The 21,168-nt window shown below is 66.9% G+C and carries 18 protein-coding genes and 1 pseudogene; 9 read left to right on the forward strand and 10 right to left on the reverse strand.

Annotated features, from left to right (window positions below; genetic code table 11):
• Window positions 1-38: 38 nt before the first annotated feature.
• Window positions 39-1,010: an NAD(P)/FAD-dependent oxidoreductase gene (locus GC106_RS26520; RefSeq protein ID WP_376777768.1), complete on the reverse strand. Its 972-nt coding sequence runs from the start codon at window positions 1,008-1,010 to the stop codon at window positions 39-41.
• A gap of 79 nt (window positions 1,011-1,089) precedes the next feature.
• Here GC106_RS26520 and GC106_RS26525 point away from each other — a divergent pair, with 79 nt between their 5' ends.
• Window positions 1,090-2,490 carry a class II fumarate hydratase gene (locus tag GC106_RS26525; RefSeq protein ID WP_173136126.1) on the forward strand — a complete coding sequence of 467 codons (1,401 nt, stop codon included), beginning with the start codon at window positions 1,090-1,092 and terminating at the stop codon, window positions 2,488-2,490.
• Window positions 2,487-3,320, forward strand: coding sequence for an NAD(P)-dependent oxidoreductase (locus GC106_RS26530; protein ID WP_173136128.1), 834 nt, complete (start codon window positions 2,487-2,489; stop codon window positions 3,318-3,320). The genes GC106_RS26525 and GC106_RS26530 overlap by 4 nt, the downstream gene beginning before the upstream one ends.
• A gap of 19 nt (window positions 3,321-3,339) precedes the next feature.
• Here GC106_RS26530 and GC106_RS26535 read toward each other — a convergent pair.
• Window positions 3,340-4,128: pseudogene (locus GC106_RS26535) on the reverse strand (DMT family transporter); the annotation flags it as partial.
• 69 nt (window positions 4,129-4,197) lie between these two features.
• Here GC106_RS26535 and pdxR point away from each other — a divergent pair.
• Window positions 4,198-5,565 carry a MocR-like pyridoxine biosynthesis transcription factor PdxR gene (pdxR, locus tag GC106_RS26540; protein ID WP_173136130.1) on the forward strand — a complete coding sequence of 456 codons (1,368 nt, stop codon included), beginning with the start codon at window positions 4,198-4,200 and terminating at the stop codon, window positions 5,563-5,565.
• Between the two features lie 201 nt (window positions 5,566-5,766).
• On the opposite strand, the gene GC106_RS26545 is transcribed toward pdxR, so the two are convergent.
• The 3 genes from GC106_RS26545 to GC106_RS26555 form a co-directional block, all read right to left on the reverse strand.
• Window positions 5,767-6,615, reverse strand: a complete 849-nt coding sequence (locus GC106_RS26545) for an SCO2207 family protein (RefSeq protein WP_173136132.1) — start codon at window positions 6,613-6,615, stop codon at window positions 5,767-5,769.
• A 94-nt stretch (window positions 6,616-6,709) separates the two neighbouring features.
• A complete protein-coding gene (locus GC106_RS26550) occupies window positions 6,710-8,194 on the reverse strand; it encodes a PH domain-containing protein (RefSeq protein WP_173136133.1) in 1,485 nt (494 codons plus the stop codon).
• The gene (locus GC106_RS26555; RefSeq protein ID WP_173136136.1) at window positions 8,191-8,700 is read right to left on the reverse strand and encodes a PH domain-containing protein; all 510 of its coding nucleotides are present in this window, start codon (window positions 8,698-8,700) and stop codon (window positions 8,191-8,193) included. The genes GC106_RS26550 and GC106_RS26555 overlap by 4 nt, the downstream gene beginning before the upstream one ends.
• A gap of 168 nt (window positions 8,701-8,868) precedes the next feature.
• Here GC106_RS26555 and GC106_RS26560 point away from each other — a divergent pair, with 168 nt between their 5' ends.
• Window positions 8,869-10,383 carry an ATP-dependent DNA ligase gene (locus GC106_RS26560; protein WP_173136138.1) on the forward strand — a complete coding sequence of 505 codons (1,515 nt, stop codon included), beginning with the start codon at window positions 8,869-8,871 and terminating at the stop codon, window positions 10,381-10,383.
• 22 nt (window positions 10,384-10,405) lie between these two features.
• Here the strand turns inward: GC106_RS26560 and phoH2 are convergent, their stop codons facing one another.
• The gene (gene phoH2, locus GC106_RS26565; protein ID WP_376777770.1) at window positions 10,406-11,701 is read right to left on the reverse strand and encodes an RNA 5'-3' helicase PhoH2; all 1,296 of its coding nucleotides are present in this window, start codon (window positions 11,699-11,701) and stop codon (window positions 10,406-10,408) included.
• 733 nt (window positions 11,702-12,434) lie between these two features.
• Here phoH2 and GC106_RS26570 point away from each other — a divergent pair.
• Window positions 12,435-12,764, forward strand: a complete 330-nt coding sequence (locus tag GC106_RS26570; protein WP_173136142.1) for a hypothetical protein — start codon at window positions 12,435-12,437, stop codon at window positions 12,762-12,764.
• Between the two features lie 339 nt (window positions 12,765-13,103).
• The gene (locus tag GC106_RS26575) at window positions 13,104-13,442 is read left to right on the forward strand and encodes a hypothetical protein (protein WP_173136144.1); all 339 of its coding nucleotides are present in this window, start codon (window positions 13,104-13,106) and stop codon (window positions 13,440-13,442) included.
• Window positions 13,443-13,522: 80 nt separating this feature from the next.
• On the opposite strand, the gene GC106_RS26580 is transcribed toward GC106_RS26575, so the two are convergent.
• Entirely contained in the window at window positions 13,523-14,317 is a 795-nt protein-coding gene (locus GC106_RS26580; RefSeq protein WP_376777769.1) for an isoprenyl transferase, read from the reverse strand.
• 238 nt (window positions 14,318-14,555) lie between these two features.
• Here GC106_RS26580 and trhA point away from each other — a divergent pair, with 238 nt between their 5' ends.
• The 3 genes from trhA (at window position 14,556) to GC106_RS26595 (ending at window position 16,461) form a co-directional block, all read left to right on the forward strand.
• Window positions 14,556-15,182, forward strand: a complete 627-nt coding sequence (gene trhA / locus GC106_RS26585) for a PAQR family membrane homeostasis protein TrhA (RefSeq protein WP_173136327.1) — start codon at window positions 14,556-14,558, stop codon at window positions 15,180-15,182.
• A 127-nt stretch (window positions 15,183-15,309) separates the two neighbouring features.
• The gene (locus GC106_RS26590; RefSeq protein WP_173136148.1) at window positions 15,310-15,780 is read left to right on the forward strand and encodes an NUDIX hydrolase; all 471 of its coding nucleotides are present in this window, start codon (window positions 15,310-15,312) and stop codon (window positions 15,778-15,780) included.
• Between the two features lie 228 nt (window positions 15,781-16,008).
• On the forward strand, window positions 16,009-16,461 hold the full coding sequence (locus GC106_RS26595) for an NUDIX hydrolase (RefSeq protein WP_173136150.1): 453 nt from the start codon (window positions 16,009-16,011) through the stop codon (window positions 16,459-16,461).
• 1 nt (window position 16,462) lies between these two features.
• On the opposite strand, the gene abmR is transcribed toward GC106_RS26595, so the two are convergent.
• From abmR to GC106_RS26610, 3 genes are all read right to left on the reverse strand, one after another.
• Window positions 16,463-17,062, reverse strand: a complete 600-nt coding sequence (abmR, locus tag GC106_RS26600) for an ATP-binding transcription factor AbmR (protein ID WP_281368625.1) — start codon at window positions 17,060-17,062, stop codon at window positions 16,463-16,465.
• 78 nt (window positions 17,063-17,140) lie between these two features.
• Window positions 17,141-19,132 carry a thioredoxin domain-containing protein gene (locus GC106_RS26605; RefSeq protein WP_173136152.1) on the reverse strand — a complete coding sequence of 664 codons (1,992 nt, stop codon included), beginning with the start codon at window positions 19,130-19,132 and terminating at the stop codon, window positions 17,141-17,143.
• A gap of 126 nt (window positions 19,133-19,258) precedes the next feature.
• On the reverse strand, window positions 19,259-21,055 hold the full coding sequence (locus GC106_RS26610) for a midas domain-containing protein (RefSeq protein ID WP_173136154.1): 1,797 nt from the start codon (window positions 21,053-21,055) through the stop codon (window positions 19,259-19,261).
• Window positions 21,056-21,168 lie beyond the last annotated feature (113 nt).

Here is a 21,168-nt window from a genome sequence, read left to right on the forward strand (position 1 = left end):
ATCAGGGTTAGAACACCGATAAACACTCACGAGGGGGTTCAGCCCTCGTTGCTGGAGTGGCCTGGGAAGAGGTGTGCCTCCGGGTTCAGTGCGACCGCGATGTTGTTGACGGCTGTCGCGGCCTCGCCGAAACCGGTGGCGATGAGCTTGACCTTGCCGGGGTAGTTCGCGACGTCACCGGCGGCGTAGACGCGGTCGATCGCCGTTTTGCCGGTGCTGTCCACATCGATGGCACGGTGGCTCAGTTTGAGGCCCCACGACTCGATCGGTCCGAGGTCGGCGGTGAACCCGAGGGCGGCGACCACGACGTCGGCCGGGTGCGTCACCGGCTCCTGGCCCTTGACCGTGATCTCGACTTCCTGGACGACGGGTTCGCCGCGCAGCATCGTGACCTCGGCGTCAGTGATGATCGGCACGCCGAGCGCCTCGACCTGCCGCACGGTCGGCGGGTGCGCGCGGAACTTCGCCCGCCGGTGCACGAGTTTCACGCTGGCCGCGATCGGGTGCAGGGCCAGCGCCCAGTCGAACGCCGAGTCGCCGCCGCCGACCACGACCACGTGCTTGTCCCGGTACACGTCGAGTTCCGGCACGAAGTGGACCATTCCACGGCCCAGCCAGCCGTCTCCCGCGGGCAGCGGCCGCGGGGTGAACTCGCCGATGCCCGCGGTGATCAGCACGGCACCCGCCTTCACCACCGATCCGTCGCCCAGACCGACCTCGAAGCCGCCGCCGTCCACCGGTGTCAGGGTGCTTGCCTTGCGCCCCAACAGGTACGTCGGTTTCCACTGCCCGGCCTGCTCGACCAGCGCCGCGACCAGGTCCCGGCCGCGCACGGCGGGGAAGCCGGCCACGTCGAAGATCTGCTTCTCCGGGTACATCGCGGTCACCTGGCCGCCCGGTTCCGGCAGCGAGTCCACGATCGCGGTGGACAGGTCACGGAATCCGGCGTAGTAGGCGGCGAACAGGCCGGTCGGTCCGGCACCGATGATCAACAAGTCGACGTCTGTCAACAGACACCCCCGTGGTGGTGGGAACGATCACGAGCCTACGACGAGCGCGAGCACTGGCCTAGGGTGAAGACTCAGAGGTATGGCAGAACGTGAGTACCGCGTCGAACACGACACCATGGGCGAGGTCCGGGTGCCCGCGGACGCGCTGTGGCGCGCGCAGACGCAGCGTGCCGTGGAGAACTTCCCGATCTCCGGCCGTGGCCTCGAGCGAGCCCAGATCAGGGCGCTCGGCCTGCTCAAGGCGGCGGCCGCGCGGGTGAACAAACAGCTGGGCGTGCTGGACGGGGCCAAGGCCGACGCGATCGCGCAGGCGGCCGAGGAGGTCGCGGAGGGCAAGCACGACGACCACTTCCCGATCGACGTGTTCCAGACCGGCTCGGGCACCTCGTCGAACATGAACGCCAACGAGGTCATCGCCACGCTGGCGACCCGCGCGCTCGGCGCGGACGTGCACCCGAACGACCACGTCAACGCGTCGCAGTCGTCGAACGACACCTTCCCGACCACGATCCGCGTCGCGGCCACCGAGGCGGTCGTCAAGGACGTCGTCCCCGCGCTCGAACACCTCGCGGGCACGCTGGAGAAGCGCGCCAGGGATTGGGCGGACGTCGTCAAGTCGGGGCGGACGCACCTGATGGACGCGGTGCCGATCACGCTGGGCCAGGAGGCGGGCGCGTGGGCGGCCCAGGTCCGGTACGGCATCGAGCGGTTGCGGGCGTCCCTGCCCCGGCTGGCCGAACTGCCGATCGGCGGGACGGCGGTGGGCAGCGGCCTGAACGCGCCCGGCAACTTCGGCGCGCTCGTGTCCGAGGAACTGGCCAAGGCGACGGGGTTGCCGTTGACCGAGGCACGCGACCACTTCGAGGCGCAGGCGACGCAGGACGGCGTGGTCGAGACGTCCGGGCAGCTGCGCACGGTCGCCGTGTCGCTGTTCAAGATCGCCAACGACCTGCGCTGGCTCGGGTCCGGTCCGCGCACCGGCCTCGCCGAACTGCGGCTGCCGGATCTGCAGCCGGGGTCGTCGATCATGCCGGGCAAGGTCAACCCGGTGATCTCCGAGGCCACGATGATGGTGGTGGCCCAGGTGATCGGCAACGACGCGGCGGTGGCGTTCGCGGGCAGCCAGGGCAACTTCCAGCTCAACGTGATGCTGCCGGTGATCGCGCGCAACGTGCTGGAGTCGGCGCGGCTGATCGCGGCGGTGTCCCGGCTGCTGGCCGGCAAGGTGCTCGAAGGCACCGAAGTGGACACTGAGCGGGCCAGGGAGTACGCCGAGTCCTCACCGTCCATTGTGACCCCGCTGAACCGCTACATCGGTTACGAGGAAGCAGCTTCGATCGCCAAGCAGTCGTTGAAGGAGCGCAAGACGATCCGTGAGGTCGTCATCGAACGCGGGCACGTGGAGTCCGGCAAGCTGACCGTCGACCAGCTCGACGAAGCACTGGACGTGCTGAAAATGGCTCGTGGAGGCGGGAAATGACGACTGTCGCACTGCTGGGCACCGGCATCATGGGTTCCGGGATGGCCCGGAACATCGGCAGGGCAGGCCTTTCGTTGCGCGTGTGGAACCGGTCACGGGAGAAGGCCGAGCCGTTGTCGGACGTCGCCACGGTCACCGGCACCGCCGCCGAAGCCGTCGACGGCGCGGATGTCGTCGTCACGATGCTTTTCGACGAGAACGCAGTCGACGCGGTCATGAAGGACGTCAACCTCGGCCCGGACGCGGTGTGGGTGCAGTCCAGCACGGTCGGCGTCGACGCGACGGCTCGGTTGGCCCGATTGTCCGACCGATTCGTCGACGCACCGGTGCTCGGGACCAGGCAACCGGCGGAGAACGGCCAACTGCTCGTCCTCGCGTCCGGTCCGGCGGCGCTGAAGTCCCGTGTCCAGCCGATCTTCGACGCGATCGGCCAGCGGACCGTGTGGGTGTCGGACGAACCCGGTGACGCCAGCAAGCTCAAGCTGGTGCTCAACTCGTGGGTCCTGTCGGTGGTCGCCGGGACCGGCCAGGCGATCGCGTTCGCCGAGGGTCTGGGCATCGACCCGGCGCTGTTCTTCGACAGCATCGCCGGTGGCGCGACCGACTCGCCGTACGCGCAGGTCAAGGGCAAGGCCATGCTGAAGGGCGACTTCACGCCCGCCTTCGGGCTCGACGGCGCGGTCAAGGACGCCGGACTGATCACCGAGGCGATGCGGCAGGCCGGGACCGATCCGGCGGTCGTGAGGGCAATCCACTCGGTGCTGACTCAGGCAGCGGATCGTGGTCACGAGAAGTCCGACATGTCCGCGATCTACCACGGTTTCCGTTGAGCCCGGCCGCGCATCCGACCGCGACCACCACGGCTCCGGCCAGCGCGGTGATCGTCAGCGCCTGTGCGCCGACGATCACCGCGACCCCCAGTCCGGACAGTGGCATCAGGCCGATCAGCACGCCTGCGCGATCCGCGCCGAGCACGGACACGCCCGAGTACCAGAAGACGAAGGCGACCGCGGTCACCAACGTCCCCAGAACCAACAACGCCGTAGCCTGCTGCCAGGTTGGCAGCGCCCATCCGCCTTGCCATGTCGTGATGACGGAGGCGCCCACAGCCGCTCCGATACAGGCCCATGTGGAGGCAGCGGCTGGGCCGATCCGCCGTACGACACCGACTCCGGTCAGCGTGAACGCGACCTCGCAGACCAGCACGAGCAAAGCGATCACCAGGCCGGGGCCGTGCCAGGAGCCACCGCCGGTCAGCACGGCGACACCGGTCAACACCAAGATCGCTCCGGCGATCGCGCGAGCGTGCGGTCTTCTCCCGGCCAGCGCGGGCACGGCGATCGCGAGGACGAGCGGGCTGGCGCCCAGAACCGCGGCGACGAACCCGGGTGTGGCGTAGCGCTGCGCGATCAGCAGCGCGGCGTTGAAACCCAGCATTCCGGCTGCGACCATGCCGAGCAGGCCAGGTAGGTCTCGCCATGACGGCAGCACCAGCCGTCCTCTGAGCCACATCAGCAGGGCCAGCGCGCCGATTCCGTAGCGGATCGCCTGGTTGGCCAGGATCGGGTAGCCGTCGAGCATGCCCGTGATCGGTACCGAGCCTCCGACCAGCACACTCGCCGTCCCGGCCATCATCATCGCCTTGTTCACGCGGTTCACGGCGCCGAGCCTGCCGGACAACGTGGTCCAGCTTTAAGCTCCACTTCCATGGCCGATAACTGGACCACTTTGCGGGAGCTGCTCCTGCCGGACGGACCGAAGCGCGGCCGTGCGATCGAGTCGGCGTTGCGTGAGGCTGTCCGGGACGGCCGCCTGCAGCCCGGCGCGCGCCTGCCGTCCAGCCGCGATCTCGCCGGCCAACTGGGCGTCGCCCGTGGCACCATCACGGCCGCGTACGCCCAGCTCGTCGCCGAGGGATATCTGCTCGCCAAGCACGGTTCCGGCACCACGGTCGCGGCCGTCAGCCCCAGCGAGACCGGCGGAGAACCGGCGAAGCCAGAGCCGTGGCGGCTGGACCTGCGGACGGGCGTGCCCGCGTTGTCGGCGTTCCCGCGTGCCGAATGGATGGCGGCGAACCGTGCCGCGCTCGCCGAACTGCCCGACGAGGCCCTCGGTTACCCCGACCCTGCCGGATTCCTCCAGCTGCGCACCGAACTGGCGAGTTATCTGGGCCGCGTGCGGGCGGTTTCGGCGACGCCGGAGCAGATCGTGGTCACCAACGGATCGGCCGACGGCCTGCGGCTGGCCTGCGAACAGCTCCGGCTGGCCGGGCACCGGACCATCGCGCTGGAGGACCCGTGCCACCCCGGGGAACGGGAACTTGTCTCGGCACACGGACTTGAGCCCGTTCCCGTGCCGGTGGACCGCGACGGGCTGCGGGTCTCGGAGCTGGCGAAGACGGACTGCCGTGCGGTCCTTGTCACCGCGGCACACCAGTTTCCGCTCGGTACCGTGTTGCATCCCGAGCGGCGCAGGGCTTTGCTCGCGTGGGCAAGGGACGTCGACGGATTCATCATCGAGGACGACTACGACGCCGAACACCGGTACGACCGGCCCGCTCTCGGTGCCATGCAGGCACTCGACCCGTCACGGGTGATCTACGAAGGCAGCGTCAGCAAGGTGCTGGCACCGGCGATGCGCCTGGGCTGGTCGGTGCTCCCGGACCGGTTCCGGGCGGCCGTCATCGCCCGCAAACACGTCAGTGACATGGGATGCGCGACGCTGCCGCAAGCGGCTTTCGCTTTGATGTTGCGGTCCGGCGGGTACGACCGGCATCTGCGGCGCACCAGGACGCTGTACCGGCGCAGGCGTGACGCACTGGTGGAAGCGTTGGCGCACAAGCTTCCTGACTGGAAACTGATCGGCATCGCGGCCGGGCTGCACGTGGTCATCCAACTGCCGGACGGGATCGACGACCGCCTGCTGTCGCAGGCGCTCGCCGCCCGTGGCGTGAACGCTCCCGCGTTGGCCGACTACTCGACACAAACCATCTTCCCCGGTCTGGTAATCGGCTACGCGACGCTCACACCCGATCGCCTCCGTGCCGCCGTCGACGAATTCGTGGCTGTCACATGACTCGCTCCGCTTCGCCGGGCTTGATCGCCCGAGCCAGTCGTTTCCACCCCGCTCCACGCAGCCGACATCTTCGCGCTGCCCCTGGAGCCAGCGTGGCTGGGGCGATGTCGGGCGTGTTGCGTGGCGTGAACGACCGGCGCGATCAAGCCGCAGTGAACCCCTCATGAGCAGGGTTCATGAGGGGTCCCCCTGTGGAGGGTCTCAGCCGACGCGCTCGATCGTGGCGCGACGGATCAGGAACTTGCCCGGCTCGCGAACCTGTTCGAAGGCCGCGTTGTTGAGCAGCGCGCAGCTGCCGGACACCGAGGTGACCTCGACCGTGGTGGACTTGTTGTTGTCCAGGTTGGTCACTCGCAGCCGGGTACCGACGGGGAATTCACTGCTGGACGCCGCGGGCGCGCCGCCTTCACCGGAGAGCGTCACGGTCGAGCCCGGGCAGACGACCTCACCGGCCGCGTTGTTGTTGCCGCCGTTGCCGTTGTTCGCGGGTTCTTCGGCGGCAGGCGGTTCTTCTTCCTCGGCCGCGCCACCGCCCGCGTTGTTGTTCTGGTTGCCGGCCTCGACATCCGCCGTGCAGCCCGCGGCCTGACGGCGCTGCTGGATCAGGTCGACGACCGCCTGCCGGTTGGCGATCCTGGCTTCCGACTGCGCGTCCGGGGTGGCCCGCTGGCCCGCGATGAAGGTCAGGTTGTTCCGCAGTGCCTTGTCCAGCCCCGCACACGACTCACCCGAGCCGCCCGTGTTGATCGGCTGCGCCACAACGTTTCCGGCACAGCCCGCGGCCTGGCGGCGCTGCTGGAGCTGGTCGACGACGGCCTGGCGGTTGGCGATCCTGGCCTCGGACTGCGCGTCCGGGTTCGCCTGCTGGCCGGCGATGAAGTTCAGGTTGTTCTGCAACGCGGTGTCCAGTCCCTGGCAGGACTCCGCGGCCTCGCTGCTCGCGCCGTTGAACGCGAACGCGGCACCCGCGATACCCGCGGCGCCGAGTATCGCGGCCAATCCGATGGTCGCGCGCTTCCGGTGCCGGCCGTTGCTTCCGAACAGGGACATACACCACTCCTCTGGTCCTCCCTGCGCCTCACCCTGGATACGATCAGGTAACGGCGATGGTTCAACCAATCGCGAAGTGGCCGGGAAAAGTTCCTCAGTCCCTGGTCAGGAACGGTTCGAGCAACCCGGGCACGGCCGTGTCGGCGACGTCGAGCGCATCGCCCTGATCGGCGTACCGGATCGTGTACGCCCCGCTGCCCGCCGCGATCGTCGCGGTCACACTGATCAACCCGGTGCGGCGTTGCAGGAACGACTGGCGGATCTTCCAGCCGATCACGCCTGTACGTTGCAAGGCGACAGTGGACCGTGGCAGAACACCCCACCGGACGACGAGGAAATCCCCGTCGAGCCCATGCCCGAGGCTGCGGTATTCGCCGTACCCGAGCAGTGCTCCCAGCGGGATCAGGATCAACAGCAGCTGCGCGATCCACCACGGCGTCAGGCCGAGAACCGACAGGACGCCAAGCGTGACAGCCGGAACCGCGGCGACAGCCACGGTACTCAGCACCATCCAGCGGGCGGCGGCAAAGGGATGCTTGGACAGCGCGACATCAGTGGGCGCGCGCTCGGCACTGAGCACCGACGCGACGACCTTGCGAGCATCCTCCTTGGGCGCCTGCGGGAGCAGCAGGTCGGCGTCCATCTCCCACTTGTCGTTGTCGTCCTTCTTCTTGTTTAGCCCGGTCGCGACGGCTTTGACCTTCGCTCCACCGGTCAGCCGGACCAGCAACGGTTCCTCGACCACGGCACCGCGCAGCCGTTTGTCCTCAATGGACACCGAGCGTTTGTTGATCAGTCCGTACTGGACACGTAACGCGCCGTGCTGCCTGGTCAGCTGGAAATCCCAGTAGAAGACGGCGTACAGCAGCACCGACAGCACCGTGGTGAGCACCATGACCACCACGAAGGTGGCCAGGATCGAGACAAGTAAGGGCGTAGTCTCGTACCAGCGGAACAAGGTCTGCATCGGACCGGTGTTCCACAGGTCGAGGTCGATGGTCCTGGCGAGCTGGAACAGACCGCCGCCAAGGACCGCGACGGCCACGAACCCCAACCAGCTGAACGGCGCGTACCGGATCCACTGCGGACTGAACTTCGCCAGCATGCCGTCCCGCTGTCGCGGCTGGACCGGCGTGCCGGCGCGGTGCAGAAGCAGCGCCCGCAGCCGTTCGGCCTCCCGCGCGGACACCGCTTCCAGCTTCAGCTCGTCGTCGGACTCCGCGACGTGCCTGCCTGTCCCGATCGTGACGACGCTCAGGCCGAACATCCGGTGGAACACGTCCGCGGACATGTCCACGGCCCGGACCCGGTCCTTGGCCAGCGACCGGTGCTTGCGCACGATCATGCCGCTGTGCAGCTCCACGTGCGTGTCCGTGATCCGGTAGCGAGTGGTCTTCCAGTGCCACGCGTTGGCCACGAACAGGCCGACCGCGATCACCCCGGTGATCGCCGGCTCCCAGAAACCGACCTTCTCCCACCCACGGACCAGCACGATCACGGTCACGACACCGATGACGGACACCAACGGCATCAGCGGCGCGACGAAGATGGTCCGCTTGTCCAGTTGTTGCCAGCTCATGTCGCGTCCCCCGGCGTCGCCTCGGTGATGGCGGTCAGCCGGTCGACCAGCTCGGCGGCCTCGTCCTGGCCGAGCCCACGGATCTTCAGCGGACCCGACGCCGAGGCCGTGGTGACCGTCACCGTGGCCAGCTTCAACCACTGCTGCAGCGGCCCCCGCTCACTGTCGACCGTCTGCACCCGTGACAGCGGCGCGATCCGCCACTCCCGCACCAACACGCCGGACTGCACGTAAACGGCCTGGTCGGTGACCTCCCACCGATGCGCCCGGTACTGCAGTCTCGGCTCGACGATCAGGTCGACCACGGCAAGGACCGCGATCACGGCCTCGACGAGGACCAACCAGAGCGGAGCCCCGGTGAAGAACATCGCGATCCCGCCGCCCACCAGCAGAACCACCCACCACACCGCACTCTGCAGCACCCACCACACCACCGCCCGCGGATGCACCTGGTTCGCAGGCGGACGCAGACGCAACTGAAGCCGGTGGGAGATCGCATGACTCACACCCGCCACTATGCCCGGACAGCGGACCGTGGACCATTCACCTGAAGTAGCCACCCACGTCCGACCAAAGTCTGATATCCCCCTCCTGAAACCCCCTCGTGAGTGTTTAGCGGTGTTCTAACCCTGATAAACACTCACGAGGGCTGAGGTCGGGTGCAGGATGGGCCTATGTTGCTCGCCGACGTTGTGACCACCTCCGCCGCGGTCGCCGCGACGCGGTCGCGGCTGGCCAAGGTCAAGGCCCTGGCCGGGCTGCTGGGCCAGGCCGGGCCGGAGGCGGTCGAACCAGCGGTCGCGTTCCTCGCCGGTGCGCCGAGGCAGGGCCGCACGGGCGCGGGCTGGCGCACGCTCTACGACCTCGACGCGCCACCGGCGGCCGAGCCGGGCCTGACCGTGGAGCGCACGGACGAGTTGCTTGAAAAGCTCACCAGGACCTCCGGCAAGGGGTCGGTGCAGAAGCGGGTCGACCTGCTCACCGAGCTGTTCGGGGCGGCGACACGGGAAGAACAGGAGTTCCTCCGGCGGCTGATGACCGGCGAACTCAGACAGGGCGCCCTCGAGGGCGTGATGCTGGACGCGATCGCCTCGGCGGCGCAGGTGCCGGGTGAGGCGGTGCGGCGTGCGTTCATGCTCTCCGGCCGGTTGCCGGTCACCGCGGTGGCGGCGTTGACCGGCGGGGAGGCCGCGCTCGCCGAGTTCAGGCTCGAAGTGGGCCGTCCGGTCCGGCCGATGCTGGCGTCCCCGGCGGAAAGCCTGCGGACCGCGCTCGACGAACTCGGTGACGTCGTCGTCGAGTACAAAATGGACGGCGCGCGGATCCAGGTGCACAAGAACGGTGACGACGTGCGCGTCTTCACCAGGACGCTCCGGGAGATCACGGCGAGCGTGCCCGAACTGGTCGAGCTCGTCCGCGAACTTCCCTGCCGGACAGTGGTTCTCGACGGCGAGACGCTCGCGTTGAAGGACGACGGCAAACCACGGTCGTTCCAGGAGACCATGAGCCGGTTCGGGGCGACGAACCAACGGGAACTGCTGCTGCGCCCGTATTTCTTCGACTGCCTGCACCTGAATGGCATCGACCTGCTGGACGTTCCGCTGCGTGAACGCAACAAAGCCCTGCACGAGGCCGTCGGTGAGCATGTAATCCCAGGCGGCACGCAGAACGCCGAGCAGATCCTGACGGACTCGCTGGACGCCGGTCATGAAGGGGTGATGGTCAAGGCGCTCGATTCGATCTACGCGGCGGGCCGCCGGGGCCGCGCCTGGCAGAAGGTCAAACCGGAGCACACCCTCGATCTGGTCGTGCTGGCGGCGGAATGGGGGCACGGCAGGCGAACCGGGTATCTGTCCAATCTGCACCTGGGCGCCCGCGATCCCGACGGCGGCCCGCCGATCATGGTGGGCAAGACGTTCAAGGGCATGACCGACGAACTGCTGGCGTGGCAGACCCGGGAACTCCAGGCCATCGAGTCGCACCGCGAGGACTACGTCGTCCATGTGCGGCCGGAGTTCGTCGTGGAGATCGAACTCGACGGTGCGCAGGTAAGCCCGCGTTATCCGGGCGGTGTGGCGTTGCGGTTCGCGCGCGTGCTGCGGTACCGCCCGGACAAGGACCCCGCCGATGCCGACACCATCGACGCGGTCCGCGCGCTGTTGCCAGGAGGGAACGCCGGCCCTGGCTGAGCACCAGGGCCGGCGTGCCGGATCAGCCCGGGTAGTCCTCCAGCATCTCGGTGACCAGTGCCGCGATCGGTGACCGCTCCGACCGCGTCAGCGTGACATGCGCGAACAGCGGGTGACCCTTGAGCTTCTCGATCACCGCCGCCACGCCGTCGTGCCTGCCGACCCGCAGGTTGTCGCGCTGGGCGACGTCGTGCGTGAGCACCACGCGCGACCCTGTGCCCAGCCGGGACAGCACGGTCAGCAGCACGTTGCGTTCCAGCGACTGGGCTTCGTCCACGATGACGAACGAGTCGTGCAGGGACCGGCCGCGGATGTGGGTCAACGGCAGGACTTCGAGCATGCCGCGATCCAGCACCTCTTCGATCACCGGCGGGCTGACCAGCGCGCCGAGGGTGTCGAAGACCGCCTGGGCCCACGGCTGCATCTTCTCGCTCTCGGAGCCGGGCAGATAGCCCAGTTCCTGCCCGCCGACCGCGTAGACCGGCCGGAACACGACCACCTTGCGGTGCAGGCCGCGTTCCATCACCGATTCGAGGCCCGCGCACAGCGCGAGCGCCGACTTGCCCGTCCCGGCCCGGCCGCCCAGCGACACGATGCCCACGTCCGGGTCCATCAGCAGATCCAGCGCGATCCGCTGCTCGGCCGAGCGGCCGTGCAGACCGAACACCTCACGGTCGCCGCGAACCAGCCGAACCTGCTTGTCCTGCGTCACCCGGCCCAGCGCGCTGGACGTTCCCGCCAGCAGCCGCAGACCGGTGTTGCAGGGCAGCTCAGCCGCCTGCTCGACGCCGTAGTCGGTCAGGTCGACGACGTTCTGTGCGAACAGGGCGTCGACGACTTCCTGAGGCACGTCCATGTCGGCCATGCCCGTCCAGCCGGACGGCGTGACCTCCTGCGCGCGGTACTCGTCCGCGTTCAGGCCCACCGCGGCGGCCTTCACCCGCAGCGGGATGTCCTTGGTGACCAGGGTGACGATCTGGCCGGCGTCCTCGGCAGCCAGGTTGAGCGCGCACGCCAGGATCCTGGCGTCGTTGGAGTCGGTGCGGAATCCGGCGGGCAGGACCGACGGATCCGAGTGGTTGAGCTCCACGTGCAGCGTGCCGTCGGCGTCGCCGATCGGCACCGGCTTGTCCAGCCTGCCGTGCCGCAGCCGCAGGTCGTCCAGCATGCGCAGGGCGGTCCGGGCGAACCAGCCGAGTTCGGGGTGGTGCCGCTTTCCCTCCAGTTCGCTGATCACCACGAGCGGGAGCACCACGCTGTGCTCGGCGAACCTGGTCAGCGCCCAGGGATCGGAGAGCAGCACGGAGGTGTCCAGCACGAAGACATGACGGGTGGGGGTGGTGGTGCGACGCGAGGCGCCGCGGGAGGAACTGCGGGAAGAACCTTGGCCGGCGGAACGCCTGGCCGGACGCGGTGCGGTCACGGCAACTCCCTGACGAACGCGGCACGGCGTCCGCTTTCCTCGTTGGGCCGGTCCTGGCCCCTGGTTCGACGACTTCCGCCTGAGTTCAGGCGCAGCGCCGACGAGGGCCCGGTGCCGGCCCCCTCGTACTCGTCACTGCCACGACCAGGGCCTCCCGGGACGAGTCGCATGTGCACGACCCGTCACTTCGGAAGTTACCCGTGCCGGGGACTCTTCGCAGGCAGCCAGGCAGGTGATTCCAAGATTTTTCACCTGCGTGCAACTTGGGCACGACCGATCCGTACATTTCGGCATAACGGCTGGTCACCGGCGTGTCACCGGACCGGCCGGCGGCCCGCGACACGGCCGATGATCACACTGCGTCACATATCTCCGGCTGACACTCACCCGAGTGACCACGCATCGGGTGGGGACATGGAGTCGCTCGTGCGGTTTTTGCTCGTCGACAATCACGGAAAGCAGTGAACTGTCGAGAAATACACCCTAGAATGGGAACAATCAGCCTGCGGTGTCACACGATAGTGGATTCGACACGACGCAATGCCCGTTCACCAGTAATCTCTTCCCGAGAGCTCATCGAAGGAATTGGCGATGCTCTCGGGATAATCCCGAAAAAGGAGTGTGCGAAGTGCTGAAGAAGGCTGGATTTGTCGCCGCCGCAGCGGCTGGCTTGATGATGCTGGGCGGAACCGCAGCGCTGGCCGCGCCGGCCGGCGACAAGGGAGATTACCACCACCACCACGGCAAGGTGTGGTACCCGGGCAGCAGCACCAGTGTTGAGAAGGAGCAGTTCGGCCTGCTGAACACCGGTGACATCGACATCCTGGACGAGGTCACCATCCCGATTTGCGTCAACGACGTCAACCTCGGGTTGATCGTCGTCGACCTGCTCAGCCCGAGCGGCATCGCCGACTCGTGTGACGCCGCCGTCGCCTCCGACAACGGCGATGGCCACTGACACTCACTGAAGCCACTTGGGGTGTTCCGGTTTCACCGGGACACCCCAAGTCTTTCCCTGCTCCACACGACGGACAGCGGACGGTTCGCATGGAGCAGGTCCGCCGGAATCCCCGTCCCAAACCTGGCGAAACGTCACCGGCACGACCTTCCGGCCGTGCACGGAATGAGCTCGAAACCACGGAACCGTCACCATTTCGCACCCGACCGGCATTCGGGAAAAACGTCATACGATAGTGGTACCGAGCGAGAAAATTCGACCAGGACGGGTACCCTCTGCGCGAGCGGATCGACAATGAAAACGCTCGACAAGAAATCGGCCACGAAGGAGTTCGCAGGAATGCTGAAGAAGTTTGGAGTTGTGGCCGCCGCAGCGGCTGGCCTGATCATGCTGGGCGGTACCGCCGCGCTGGCCACGCCTGGCGACGACGGCGGCAAGGGCGACTACCACGACCACTACGGCAAGGTGTGGTACCCGGGCAGCAGCACCAATATCGAGAAGGAGCAGTTCGGCCTCATCAACACCGGCGATGTCGACATCCTCGACGAGGTCACCGTCCCGATTTGTCTGAACGACATCAACATCGGCCTCCTCGCGGTCCTCGACATCCTCAGCCCGAGCGGCATCGCCGACTCGTGTGACGCCGCCGTCGCCTCCGACAACGGCGACGGCCACTGAGGAGTACCCCTCGTGAGTGTTTATCCGTGTTCTAACACCGATAAACACTCACGAGGGGGTGGCCAGGCAGGCGGTCCTGTTCAGGATCCGAAACGCCGATGGCGGATGGCGTAGTCACGCAATGCGCGCAGGAAGTCGGTCCGCCGGAAGTCCGGCCAATAGGCCTCGCAGAACCACATTTCCGAGTGGGCGGACTGCCACAGCAGGAAACCCGACATCCGTTGTTCACCTGATGTACGGATGACCAGATCGGGATCGGGCTGGCCGGACGTGTACAGGTGCTCGGCGATGTGGTCGACGCTCAGCACGTCGGCCAGTTCCTCGATGGTGGTGCCCTGCTCGGCGTGGGTCAGCAGCAGTTTGCGCACCGCGTCCGCGATCTCCTGGCGCCCGCCGTAACCGACCGCGGCGTTCACGGTCAGCCCCGGCCTGCCCTTGGTCCGGGCCGCGGCGGCGGTCAGCCGGTCCGCGGTCTGCGTCGGCAGGATGTCCAGTGCGCCGAGAATCCGCAGCTGCCAGGGCGAACCCGGCTCGGCCAGCTCGTCGACGACGTCGCCGATGATCTCCAGCAACGGGACGATCTCGGACTCCGGGCGGTTGAGGTTGTCCGTCGACAGCAGCCACAGCGTGACCACCTCGATACCGGACTCCTGGCACCACTCGAGCAGCTTCGCGATCTTGGCGGCGCCCACCCGATGCCCGTCCGCGACGTCGGTGAACCCGGCCGCCCGCGCCCAGCGGCGGTTGCCGTCCAACATCACACCGATGTGCCTCGGCCGCCGTTGCAGGCCTTTCACCTGTGACGACAGCCGTGCCTCGTACAAGCGGTACAGAACGTCCGCGACACGCCTTCTGATCCAGCTCCGACGACCCACGTCGAACGAGGGTACTGGGTTGCACGGCGTAGCCTCGGCCGGTAGCACGGCCGAGCCGCCCGGACCAGGCCAGTGTGCCCTATGCCTCAGGCGCATCTGTTGTCGCACAGAGTAAAGCTGTGAGTTCTCTGTGGAACGAGCGCTGGGGACTTCAGGACGAGGTTACGGTCCCGTAGCCTTGCTACTCGTGACCGCATCGACACTCGAACGGCCGCCCACACCTGCCGACAAGCCGAGCATGCGGGGCAAGCTCCACTTCTGGTCCTTCTTCGTCTCGATCGCCACCGGCGCCGCGCTGATCTCGTTCGCGGCCTCGACCGTATCGACAACGGCCGCCGTCGCGACATCGATTTACGGCGCCACAGTGCTCGGCCTCTTCGGCGTGAGCGCGGTGTACCACCGCACCTGGTGGGAGAACGAACGAACACGGGCGTGGATGAAGCGCCTGGACCACTCGATGATCTTCCTGTTCATCGCGGGTACCTACACGCCCTTCTCGCTGCTGGCGATGCCCCGCGACACCGGCCTGGTCGTGCTGGCCGTGGTCTGGGGCGGCGCGCTCGCGGGTGTGGCGCTCAAGCTCGTCTGGCCGCACGCCCCACGCTGGCTCGGCACCCCGATCTACATCGCCCTCGGCTGGGTCGCCGTCTTCGTGCTGCCCGACCTGCTCACGCACGCGGGCATGACGGCACTGGTGCTGCTGCTCGCAGGTGGCCTGCTGTACACAGTCGGCGCCGTCTTCTACGCCACGAAGTGGCCCAACCCGTGGCCCGGCCACTTCGGCCACCACGAGTTCTTCCACGCCGCCACGATCCTGGCCGCCATCTGCCACTACATCGCCATCTGGCTGGCCATGTACCCGTGACCCGACCTTGACCGAGGCCGTCACCCGCTGCACGGGGTGACGGCCTTCGTCTTTCTGCTCGGCCGCGAACAGGCCATCGAGAGCGTTCCCCGTCCGGTCGTAGCCCTACACCGGGTAGACAAGCAGCATGGCCCGTATCGACCACTTCCACGACCCCGACGCACCCACCGCCAGCACCATCAGGGCAGCAGTCAGCGCGTTCGTCCTGGACGAGGCGAACCACCTGCTGATGATCCGCCGCACCGACAATGACCTCTACGCCATCCCCGGCGGAGGTATCGAACCCGGCGAAACCGTCACCGCAGCGACCGTACGCGAGGTCCAGGAGGAGACCGGCATCGACATCGAGGTCACCGGCCTGATCGGCATCTACTCCAACCCCCAGCACGTCATCGAATACGACGACGGCGAAGTCCGCCAGGAGTTCTCCATCTGCTTCCGCGCCCGCCCAGTCGGCGGCGAGCTGCGCACCAGCAGCGAAAGCAAGGAAGCCGCCTGGATCGACCAGCCGAAGTTGGCGGAACTCACCATCCACCCATCCATCCGGCTACGCATCCAGCACGGCTTCGACAACCGCCCCGAGCCCTACTACACCTAGATCAGCTCCTCGAACGGCACGATGGTCTATCAGGGCAGCGGAGGCGCCGCACGGCTGGACACAACCCGGTAGACACCGCCACACGGCACGCACACCGGCGGCTCGTCACACGCCATCGTGTCCCCGCCAGTCGTCCCGATGGTCCTTTAGCAGCCACACGTCCCACCTGCCGTCCGTCGACTCAGGTTCCAGGCGGTACTGATGGTTGGGGCGTGGTAAGCAGGGACTATGGCCCGGATCGACCACTATCTTGAGGTGCCCGCACCGCAGGCGAACAGCATTGTCGTGACGGTGAGCGTGTTCGTGCTTGACGAGGCTGGGCGGTTGTTGGTCGTCCGGCGTGCGGACACCAACCTCTGTCATCTGCCGGGTGGGCCGCAGCAGGTCGGTGAGACGGTCGCCGCGGCCGCCGTGCGGCATACCAAGGCGACGGGGGTCGATGTCGAGATCGCCGGGCTGATCGGTGTTTACTCCGATCCTGAGCACGTCATCGAGTACGGCGCCGACGATGTGCGGCAGGAGTTCTCGATCTGTTTCCGGGCGCGGCCGGTTGGCGGTGAGCCGGTCGACGCGGCGGAGTGGGTCGAGGAACCACTCCTCTACGAACTGCCGATCCACCCCGCCACCCGGCTGCGTATCCAGCACGGCTTCGACGAGCGCGCCGAGCCGTACTTCTCGTAGCTCAGGAGTCGAACTCCGGGCCTTTGGCGCGCAGGTCGTCCACTTTCGACATCGCTTCGCGCAGTTCGGCGAGCCAGGAGTCGGCGTGTTCGCCGACCAGGCGCACGGCCCACGCCAGTGCTTCCGAGCGGGAACGGGCCACGCCCGCGTCCACCAGCGTGTCCAGGATCAGCCGCTCCGGCTGCCGCAACCGGGTCATCACCGGCGCGGACAGCGTGGTGAACAGCTCTTCCGTCGAGCCGATCCGAGCGCCCCACGCGATCTTGCGGCCGTAGCGGTGTTCGGCCTGCCTGGCGATGTCGATCCGCGCGTCCCTGGTCTCCTCGCGGAACCGGCTGATCCGGCCTGCCTCGGCGGACGCACGGGCGGCGTCGTCCTCGAAGTCGCCTTCCACGGCTGGAAGCGTGCCGACGACGATGATCTCCTCACGGTCCACCGAGACCGTGGGCGGCTCGGTGAACCAGCCGTCGGGCAGCCGCCCGGCGAACCAGGCCGCCGCGTCGTCGGCGGACGGCAGGTCCGCCTGTTGCCACCCGCCACGGCCCTTGAAGCCGCCGCGTCCGTGCCAGCCACCACGTGCCATGTGTCGTACTCCAAACATGCGCAGCTCCTTGATTACATGATTACATCACTACTCAAGCTACGCGTGTACGCGAGCGGACAACAGGGACGTTCTCTCTCAGCTGAGGGACGAGACGAGCTCCTCGACCGAGGTCACCGGGCGGTCGCAGACATACCCATGGCAGACGTACGCGGCAGGCTGTCCATCGACCAACGGACGGTCCGTGAGCAACGGCGACGAGTCAGGCGCACCTGCCAGGATCACGGCTCCGCCGTGCGCCTTACGCACCGCGGCGGCGAGCAGAGACGGGCTGTCGCCCACGATCGCGACCTGCACCGGACCTTGCGCCAGCGCCTCGGCGACGCTCAGCCAGTGCCCGGCGAACCGAGGCGCGCGGGCGGCGAGCAGGCCAGCGCGGGAAACGGCCTGTTCGGCGGCCTCCCGGTACAGGCTCGCCCGATCGTGGCCGACCAGGGCCGATGCCGTTAGCAGCGCGGACGCCAGTGCCGAAGCACCGGATGGACTGGCGTTGTCGGACGGATCGGCGGGCCGGTGCACCAACGCCTCGGCGTCGTCGGCCGTGTCGAAGAACGCGCCCACGTTGTCGGAGTCGGCGAACCGCTGCAGAGCGTCGTCCAGCAACGACACCGCCGTGTCCAGCCAACGCTTCTCCCCCGTCGCCTGGTGCAGTACGAGCAGACCGTCGGCCAGGCACGCGTAGTCCTCCAGCACACCGGCAGAGTCGCCTACCTGACCGTCCCGTGAAGTCCGGCGCAACCGGCCGTCCACCACGTGCAGGTTCACCAGGAGGTCAGCGGCCCGGCCGGCGGCCGTCAGCCACTCCGGTTCCTCGAAGAACACCGCGGCCTGCGCCAGCGCCGTGATCGCGAGCCCGTTCCATGCCGCCACGACCTTGTCGTCCCGGCCTGGCTGAGGCCGGGTGCCGCGAGCCGCGGACAGGCGTGCGCGCACGCTCTCGAACCGCGCGAAGTCGTCCGGTTCCCGGAGCAGCCGCAGCGTGGACGTGCCGTGCTCGAACGTGCCTTCCGGCGTCACGCCGAACAACTCGGCTGCCCAGGCACCGTCCTCTTCCCCAAGCACCTCGGTCAGTTGCTGCGGAGTCCAGACATACGTCAGCCCTTCGACCCCGTCGGTGTCCGCGTCGAGCGACGAGGCGAAACCGCCTTCCGCCGTCGCCAGATCACGCAGCAGGAACTCCGCGGTCTCCGCGGCGACGCGCCGATACGTCGGACTGTCGGTCAGCCTGGCCAGATGGGTGTAGACGCCGAGCAGCAAAGCGTTGTCGTACAACATTTTCTCGAAGTGCGGCACGATCCACGACTCGTCCACACTGTACCGGGCGAACCCGCCGGCGAGCTGGTCGTACAACCCACCACCCGCCATCGCGTCGGCCGTCGCCTCCACAATGGACAAGGACTCCACCGATCCGGTCCGTTCGTGGTGCCGGATCAGGAACTCCAGCACCATCGACGGCGGGAACTTCGGCGCACCACCGAATCCGCCGTTGCGCCGGTCGAAATCCCCGAGCAGCGACGCCACCGCGCCGTCGAGCACCGAGACGTCGACATCGGAAACCGGAAGCGCGGCGGTGTGCTTGGCGAGCGAGGCGACGAGTTTGCCTGCCGCGCCGCGAACCTCGTCGGAGCGCTGGTTCCATGCCTCGACGATCGCGGCGAGCAACTGCTTGAACGACGGCATGCCGCCATGTGGCCGCGGCGGATAGTACGTACCGCAGTGGAACGGCTCACCGGCCGGCGTCAAAAAGCAGGTCATCGGCCAGCCGCCCTGCCCGGTCATCGCCTGCGTGGCGGTCATGTAGACCGCGTCGACGTCCGGCCGTTCCTCACGGTCCACCTTGATGTTCACGAAGTGCCGGTTCATCAGTTCGGCCGTGTCGGCGTCCTCGAACGACTCGTGCGCCATCACGTGGCACCAGTGGCATGCGGCGTATCCGATCGACAGCAACACGGGCACGTCGCGTTCGGCGGCCTCCGCGAACGCCTCGGGACACCACGGCCACCAGTCGACCGGGTTGTCGGCGTGCTGCAGCAGGTACGGGCTCGTGGCCTCGGCCAATCGATTCGCCATGGCCCAAGCCTAGTTCCGGAGACCCGGTGGAGGGTGACGGCGATGCCGGGCGGGGAAACGCAGCAGGCGAGACCGGGGCGTGTCACTCGGTCTCGCCTGTGCTTGCCGATCAGCCTTCGACGGTCATCATCCCTTGTTGCTGATGACGGTGGTGTTGCCGTGGCCGCTGTTGCTGATCGTGGTGACGTTGTGGTGGGTGCCGTTGTCGGCAACCACGGTCGTCGTGTTGGTCGCGTCGTCGTTGGTGACCTCGGTGGTGTTGCCGTGGGTGGAGTTGTTGCTCACCACGGTCGTCGACTCCGAAGTGTTGTCGTTCGAGATCACAGTGTCGTTGTCGTGGCTTTCCAGGTTGCTGACGAGTGCGGTGGTGTGGTCGGCGTCGTCGTTGCTGATGGTGGTCCCGTTGTTGTCAGAACCGGTGTTGCTGACGAGCACGGCGTTGTTGGTCGAGTCGTCGTTGGTCACTGACGTCTCGTTGCCATGGGAGTCCATGTTGCTGACCGCAACGTCGTTGTCGGCCGACTCGTTGTTGGTCACCCAGGTGACGTTCTCATCCGCGTAGTCATTGCTGACCGCAACCTCGTTGTTGACCGACTCCTCGTTGGTCACCGCGGTGTGGTTGGCGTCGGCATAGTCGTTGCTGACCGCAACCTCGTTGTCAGCCGACTCTTCGTTGATCACTGACGTGAGGTTCTCATCAGCTGAGTCGTTGCTGACTGCGACTTCGTTGTCAGTCGACTCGTCGTTGATCACTGACGTGTGGTTGGCGTCGGCGTAGTCGTTGCTGACCGCAACCTCGTTGTCAGCCGAGTCCTCATGGGTGACCGACGTGACGTTCTCATCAGCAGAGTCATTGCTGACCGCGACCTCGTTGTCAGCAGACTCCTCGTTGTTCACCCAGGTGACGTTCTCATCCGCGTAGTCATTGCTGACAGCCACTTCGTTGTCAGCAGACTCGTCGTTGTTCACCACGGTGTGGTTGTCATCAGCAGAGTCGTTGCTGACCGCAACCTCGTTGTCAGCCGAGTCCTCATTGGTCACTGACGTGAGGTTCTCATCAGCTGAGTCGTTGCTGACCGCGACTTCGTTGTCAGTCGACTCGTCGTTGATCACTGACGTGTGGTTGGCGTCGGCATAGTCGTTGCTGACAGCCACTTCGTTGTCAGCAGACTCGTCGTTGTTCACCGCAGTGTGGTTGTCATCAGCAGAGTCGTTGCTGACCGCAATCTCGTTGTCGGCCGACTCGTGGTTGTTCACCCAGGTGACGTTCTCATCCGCGTAGTCATTGCTGACAGCCACTTCGTTGTCAGCAGACTCGTCGTTGTTCACCGCAGTGTGGTTGTCATCAGCAGAGTCGTTGCTGACCGCAATCTCGTTGTCGGCCGACTCGTGGTTGGTCACCCAGGTGACGTTCTCATCCGCGTAGTCATTGCTGACAGCCACTTCGTTGTCAGCAGACTCGTGGTTGGTCACCGCGGTGTGGTTGTCATCAGCAGAGTCGTTGCTGACAGCCACTTCGTTGTCAGCCGACTCCTCGTTGACTACCGCCGTGTGGTTCCCGTCGGCGTAGTCGTTGTTGATCGCGACCTCGTTGTCAGCCGACTCCTCGTTGACTACCGCCGTGTGATTGGCGTCGGCGTAGTCGTTGTTGACCGCAACCTCGTTGTCAGCCGACTCCTCGTAGATCACGGTCGTGACGTTGAAGTCCGCGTCGTGATTCGTCACGCTGGTCCAGTTGAAGGCCGACATCTCGTGCAGGACGGCCGTCAGGTTGTCGTCGGCATCGAGGTTGGTCACTTCCACCTCGTTGTACCCCGGCACATCGTCCCACGGATCAGCATTCGCTGTACCGGCCATGATCGGCCATACGAATGCGAGCGCGCCTGCCAGCGCGAGTCTCGCAGGCCAACTATTGAACGTCACCGATTTGCTCCTTGTCTCGAGTTCGCAGCCGAACTGGCCGCCCTTCTCACGGTAGCCACATTTCGAGGCCCTATCGTGTGCATGGCGACACCCAACAGTGGGTTCGGCGACTC

Source organism: Kibdelosporangium persicum, from assembly GCF_013280595.1.
In the GTDB taxonomy this organism is placed as follows: Bacteria; Actinomycetota; Actinomycetes; order Mycobacteriales; family Pseudonocardiaceae; genus Kibdelosporangium; species Kibdelosporangium persicum.